Source organism: Sphaerisporangium sp. NPDC049002, assembly GCF_040649355.1.
Classification (GTDB): domain Bacteria; phylum Actinomycetota; class Actinomycetes; order Streptosporangiales; family Streptosporangiaceae; genus Sphaerisporangium.
In genome coordinates, this window is sequence record NZ_JBEZFH010000343.1 from 1 (window position 1) to 4,817 (window position 4,817).

6 protein-coding genes and 1 pseudogene are annotated in these 4,817 nt (G+C 70.4%); 2 read left to right on the forward strand and 5 right to left on the reverse strand.

Translation table 11 applies throughout. The annotated features are described in order from the left end of the window. The first annotated feature begins 20 nt into the window (after positions 1 to 20). A complete protein-coding gene (locus tag AB0B89_RS34900; protein WP_358561600.1) occupies positions 21 to 113 on the forward strand; it encodes a hypothetical protein in 93 nt (30 codons plus the stop codon). Positions 114 to 189: 76 nt separating this feature from the next. Here AB0B89_RS34900 and AB0B89_RS34905 read toward each other — a convergent pair whose 3' ends face one another. Further along, on the reverse strand, positions 190 to 696 hold the full coding sequence (locus AB0B89_RS34905) for an anthrone oxygenase family protein (protein ID WP_358561586.1): 507 nt from the start codon (positions 694 to 696) through the stop codon (positions 190 to 192). A gap of 105 nt (positions 697 to 801) precedes the next feature. Here AB0B89_RS34905 and AB0B89_RS34910 point away from each other — a divergent pair, with 105 nt between their 5' ends. After that, positions 802 to 1,809 carry an AraC family transcriptional regulator gene (locus AB0B89_RS34910; RefSeq protein WP_358561589.1) on the forward strand — a complete coding sequence of 336 codons (1,008 nt, stop codon included), beginning with the start codon at positions 802 to 804 and terminating at the stop codon, positions 1,807 to 1,809. 3 nt (positions 1,810 to 1,812) lie between these two features. Here the strand turns inward: AB0B89_RS34910 and AB0B89_RS34915 are convergent, their stop codons facing one another. The 4 genes and pseudogenes from AB0B89_RS34915 to AB0B89_RS34930 form a co-directional block, all read right to left on the reverse strand. After that, positions 1,813 to 2,565: a VOC family protein gene (locus tag AB0B89_RS34915; protein ID WP_358561592.1), complete on the reverse strand. Its 753-nt coding sequence runs from the start codon at positions 2,563 to 2,565 to the stop codon at positions 1,813 to 1,815. A gap of 29 nt (positions 2,566 to 2,594) precedes the next feature. After that, the gene (locus tag AB0B89_RS34920; RefSeq protein WP_358561595.1) at positions 2,595 to 2,936 is read right to left on the reverse strand and encodes a hypothetical protein; all 342 of its coding nucleotides are present in this window, start codon (positions 2,934 to 2,936) and stop codon (positions 2,595 to 2,597) included. 168 nt (positions 2,937 to 3,104) lie between these two features. Next, entirely contained in the window at positions 3,105 to 4,445 is a 1,341-nt protein-coding gene (locus tag AB0B89_RS34925) for a lipase family protein (protein WP_358561598.1), read from the reverse strand. Positions 4,446 to 4,631: 186 nt separating this feature from the next. Beyond that, positions 4,632 to 4,817 (reverse strand): annotated as a pseudogene (locus AB0B89_RS34930) (hypothetical protein); the annotation flags it as partial.

Genomic DNA, 4,817 nt, shown 5'->3' on the forward strand with positions numbered 1-4,817 from the left:
TGGACCCGGCGCGGATCGGGGTGTCGTTGTCGGAGGAGTTCCAGTTGCATCCCGAGCAGGCGACCTCGGCCCTGATCGTGCACCACCCCGAGGCCAGCTACTTCAACGTCTGAGACGCTGGACGGGTGCCGTGCGCCGGCGGCGTACGGCACCCGTAGGGGAACGACTCCCGTAGGGGAACGACTCCCGTCACACCGAGGTCGAGTTCTGCCCGAACAGGACGAGCGCCCAGGTGAGGCAGCCGAAGGCCGCGGTGGAGGCCACCGCGCGGACGACGTTCCAGCGGACCCACCGCGCCTCGAACCGCCCGCGCACGGCCGCGAGCGACAGGGCGTGATCGGATCCCGCCGCCTCCAGCTGGTCGTTCAGCGGCACGTTGACGACGAAGGTGACGATGAGCACCACCGCGTACAGCGCGAGCGCGGCCACGATCCAGAGCAGCGCGGCGCCCGTGCCCGCGCGGAGGGCGAGCACCGCGGCGAGCGCGGTCAGCACCGGCGCGCCGAGGAACGCGAGCAGGAACCATCCGTTGAGGATGGCCACGTTGATCGATCGCATGGCGCTGACGAAGGTGCGGTCGTCCGTCCGGTTCAGCCCGAGCATGACCGAGATGGCGTAGGCGTAGAACAGGTCCGCGACGAGCCCGGTGATGATCGTGGCGGTGACCAGGGTGGCTCCTCGTGCCAGGTCCGTCATCGCGTCCTCCTTGGTCTCTTCATGCCGACAGTCAATCGCCCGCACCATGAGACGGGCCATGGTCGAGAAGCGCGATTCCATGTTCAGGCGTCTAGAGTGAGCCGTATGGACACCCTCGCGAGCATGCTCGACGGGCCGAGGGCCAGGGGCGCCTTCCTGCTGCGCTCGATCCTCACCCCGCCCTGGTCCCTGCGCGTCCAGGACGGGGCGCCGCTCACCCTGGTGGCCATGGTGCGGGGCGAGGCGTGGGTGGTGCCCGACGGCGGCGAAGCGGTCCGGCTGAGCCCGGGGGATGTCGCGATCATCCGGGGCCCCGAGCCGTACACGGTGGCCGACGACCCGGCCACGCCTCCCCAGGTGGTCATCCATCCGGGCCAGCACTGTGCGACCCCCGAGGGGGAGCCCCTGGCCCAGGCGATGGACCTGGGCGTCCGCACCTGGGGCAACAGCCCGTCGGGGTCGGCGGTGATGCTCACCGGCACCTACCAGATGCGGGGAGAGATCAACCGGCGGCTGCTCGCGGCGCTGCCCACGCTGCTGGTCCTGCCGGGCGACGCCTGGGACTGCCCGTTCATCGCCCTGCTCGGCGACGAGATCGTGAAGGACGAGCCGGGCCAGGAGGCCGTTCTCGACCGGCTGCTCGACCTGCTGCTCATCGCCGTCCTGCGCGCCTGGTTCTCCCGTCCCGAGGCCGGGGCGCCCGCGTGGTACCGCGCACACAGCGACCCCGTGGTGGGCAAGGCCCTGCGCATGCTGCACAACAACCCCGCCCATCCCTGGACGGTCGCCACGCTGGCCGAGGGCACCGGCGTGTCCCGCGCCGCGCTGGCGCGCCGGTTCACCGACCTGGTCGGCGAGTCTCCCATGGCCTACCTCACGGGCTGGCGGCTCGCCCTGGCCGCCGACATGCTGCGCGAGTCCGACGCCACCGTGGGCGCGGTGGCGCGGCAGGTCGGGTACGGCAGCTCCTTCGCGCTCAGCACCGCCTTCAAGCGCGTACACGGCGTCAGCCCGCAGGACCACCGCAGGCACCGCGTCCACGAGGAGGCCGACGGCGCGGGCCCGGCGCCGCCCCTCCGCGAGAAGGCCGCCGTGGCCGGGACGCCGCTCTGAGGTTCAGGCGCTGGTGATGACGGCGAAGCGCGCGCCCGACGGGTCGGCGAGCTCGGCGAACCGGCCGACGCCCTCGGCGCCCACAGCGGGGGCGACGACCCGGCCGCCGAGCTCCCGCGCCCTGGCGACCACCTCGTCGCAGTCGGAGACCTCGAAGTACGGAAGCCAGTGCGGGGTGTCCCCCTCCTGCAACGGCATGACACCGCCGAGGCCCGGGTCGTCCCCCTCGGCGGTGGAGACGACGATGTAGGTCATCTCGCCGAACGGCATGTTCTCGCTGGTCCAGTCGAAGACCTGCGCGTAGAAGGCGCGGATCGCGTCGGGCACCGGGACGTACAACTCGGTCCAGGCGAGGGACCCGGGCTCGGCGACGAGGTCGAGCCCCCTGACCTCGCGGGGCTCCCACAGGGCGAACTCGGCGCCTCCGGGGTCGGTGCACCCGGCCATGCGGCCGCTGGTGAAGACGTCGAACGGCGAGACGCGCACGGCGCCCCCGCACTCCTCGACCGCCTTGGCGGTGGCGTCCGCGTCAGGGGTCTGGAAGTAGAGCGTCCACGCCGAGGCGCCGGGGTTCGGGCCGGCGGCCGCGACGGTCAGGCCGTCGAGCCGGAAGAAGCCGTAGCCCCCCGAATCGGGGCCGGCCGGCTGGAAGCTCCAGCCGAACAGGGCGCCGTAGAAGGCGGCGGCGGCCTCGGGGTCGGGGGTACCGAGCTCGACCCAGTTGGGGGCACCGTCGACGTGCGGGGTGGTGAGCATGGCTGTGCTCCTTCGCAAGAGTCTGGGGGTCAGGCGGGCTGGACCTGGACGCTGTGCGTGCCGGTGAGCGTGCGCTCGCCGACCGTGCCCGCCGGCACGCGCGTCGCCGCGTGCAGGAGGCCTGACCTGCAGTTCGCGCCGGAGTAGACGATGACGTCGGCGTTGGTCGCGTTGATCACCTGGACCCGGCTCAGAAGGCGGAACGAGGGAAGCCCGTAGCACCCGGGCGCCGGATCGAAGAACTGGTTGCGGGTGACCCCTTCGGTCGTGATGATCAGCTTCCCCGTGGCCGCGACGGCCGGACCTGGGGCCGCGAGGATCAGTGGCGCGGTGGCGAGCAGGGCGCTGAGGGTGGTCAGGACACGTCGCATGGCTCTCTCCTCAACCGTGGAACTCCAGCACGATCATCGTAACCGAGAGTGACCACAAGCTCACTGAAGTGTCGCGCCGCCGGGTCGGAACGGGAACGCGACCGCCGGCCCGCCCGAAGGCGGACCGGCGGTCGCGAGGTGCTCTGTCCTGGGCCTGACCCGCGGTCCCTAGTCCCCGAACTCGTTCTGCACTCCGGGCGGGGTCAGCGCGGAGATGTAGTGCTGCGGGAGATGGTCGTCGATCGAGTAGACGGCGGGCAGCGAGCGGGTCGCCTCGAACCTGCGGGCGATGTAGGCCATCGCCGACATCGGGATCCCGAGCAGGCCCGCCATCTGCGGCGTCGGATGCTTCCGCGTCTCCCAGTGGCCCTTCCTCGACTGCGAGGCGCACCGCGGGTAGGTCAACATGTTCACGATGCTGTTGCGCAGGTGCGGCACCCGGTAGTGGTGCTCGCGGCCGAAGTGGCGGAAGGGTCCCGACGCGGTGGACGGCAGGTGCGGGACGACGTCGCTGTCGTAGACGTAGCGGATGACGTTGTCGCGGAGGAACTCGTCGGTCTCGCACGCCTCGGCGAAGCTCGGGTCGCCGATCATGGGCTGGCCGTAGGTGTAGACGGCCTTGAGCCGGTCGGCGAACGCCTCCCTGTACTTGCGCTCGTGCCTGATCATGACGCCCATGAGCGCGGCCATGGCCCCGCCCATGCTGTGCCCGGTGATGTACAGCGCCTCCAGGTTCCCGTCGAGCCGGGAGGGGTCGACGCCGTAGCCGCCCTCGCCCTGCGAGGAGCCGTTGGCCGAAGAGGCGCCGTCGCCGCGCATGCCGCGTATCGGCCGGCGGTCGCACGCGTGCCGTAGGGCGTCCATGACCTCGTACCGGGTCGCGCGTACGTTGCGGTAGACGCCGGCGTGGACCGTCGAGCACGGGTCGCTGATCTGGTAGCCGATGCGCTCCGGTTCGACGTCGATGTTGCTGAGCCAGTCGATGAAATTCAGCGGGTCGGTTCCGCGGTAACACAGGATCCCGACTTTGCCGTTCCTGCTCTGGATCAGGTAGGCGGTGGAACTGATCAGCATGGCGTCCACGGACGTCTGGATCATGCGGACCTGGTTGTCCTCCAGGCCCATTCTCGCCATGATCATGGAGAGGGTTCTGGGGTCCGAATAGGAATAGGCCGCGCAGGTGGCCATGAGATGCGCGATTTCGGGATCCGGATGGTCGACGGCGTTCAGCAGCCGCGTCTCCAGGTTCTTGTAGACCGGGAATCCGGATGTCTCGCGATGTCCGTACGGCCGGAGTTCGTCGTAGGTAGGCGCCTTGGCGTCCCGGTTCCACAGGCCGGTCATTTCGAGGATGTCCCGCATCCTCTGGTCCGACTCCCGTGAGAGGTCTCCCGCGACGTCCGGTTTCCTGGCCCCGCTCACCACCTTTCCGGCGCTGGGCTGGCCGACCGCGGCCCCGACTGGCTTATCCGACTGGCGACTGTTCCTGGTGGTATCCACGCTTGCCACGCCATACACCTTCCGTCATCGACGGTGCTCTCGATTGATACGCGGTCTCCGTGATGAGCAGGACAGCATCGCCACTCGCGCTTGACGCGCGCCCGAGATCCGCCTGTCTTTCACAATTTCCTAGACATCCCGGGTCAAATCTCATGCGCTCGCAAACTCATTTCCAGAGCGGTGCCGCGTGCGGTCCTAAACGAACCGCCGGTGCGCGCGGCCGGCGATGTGGGGCGGCGGGGTGAGGCCTTCGGGCAGCAGCGGATCGGGCTCGGCGTCGCCCCAGACGGCGTGCAGGGGCAGGACGCCCGCCCAGATGCCGAGCGCGGCGTCGGGCCCGTCCCCGTCGTCGGGCGCGGCGGGATCACACGCGCGGCGGGA

Coding starts and splice junctions, on each gene's coding strand:
- AB0B89_RS34905 (WP_358561586.1), bottom strand. CDS start 696: ATGACGGACCTGGCACGAGGAGCCACCCTGGTCACCGCCACGATCATC.
- AB0B89_RS34920 (WP_358561595.1), bottom strand. CDS start 2,936: ATGCGACGTGTCCTGACCACCCTCAGCGCCCTGCTCGCCACCGCGCCA.
- AB0B89_RS34910 (WP_358561589.1), top strand. CDS start 802: ATGGACACCCTCGCGAGCATGCTCGACGGGCCGAGGGCCAGGGGCGCC.
- AB0B89_RS34915 (WP_358561592.1), bottom strand. CDS start 2,565: ATGCTCACCACCCCGCACGTCGACGGTGCCCCCAACTGGGTCGAGCTC.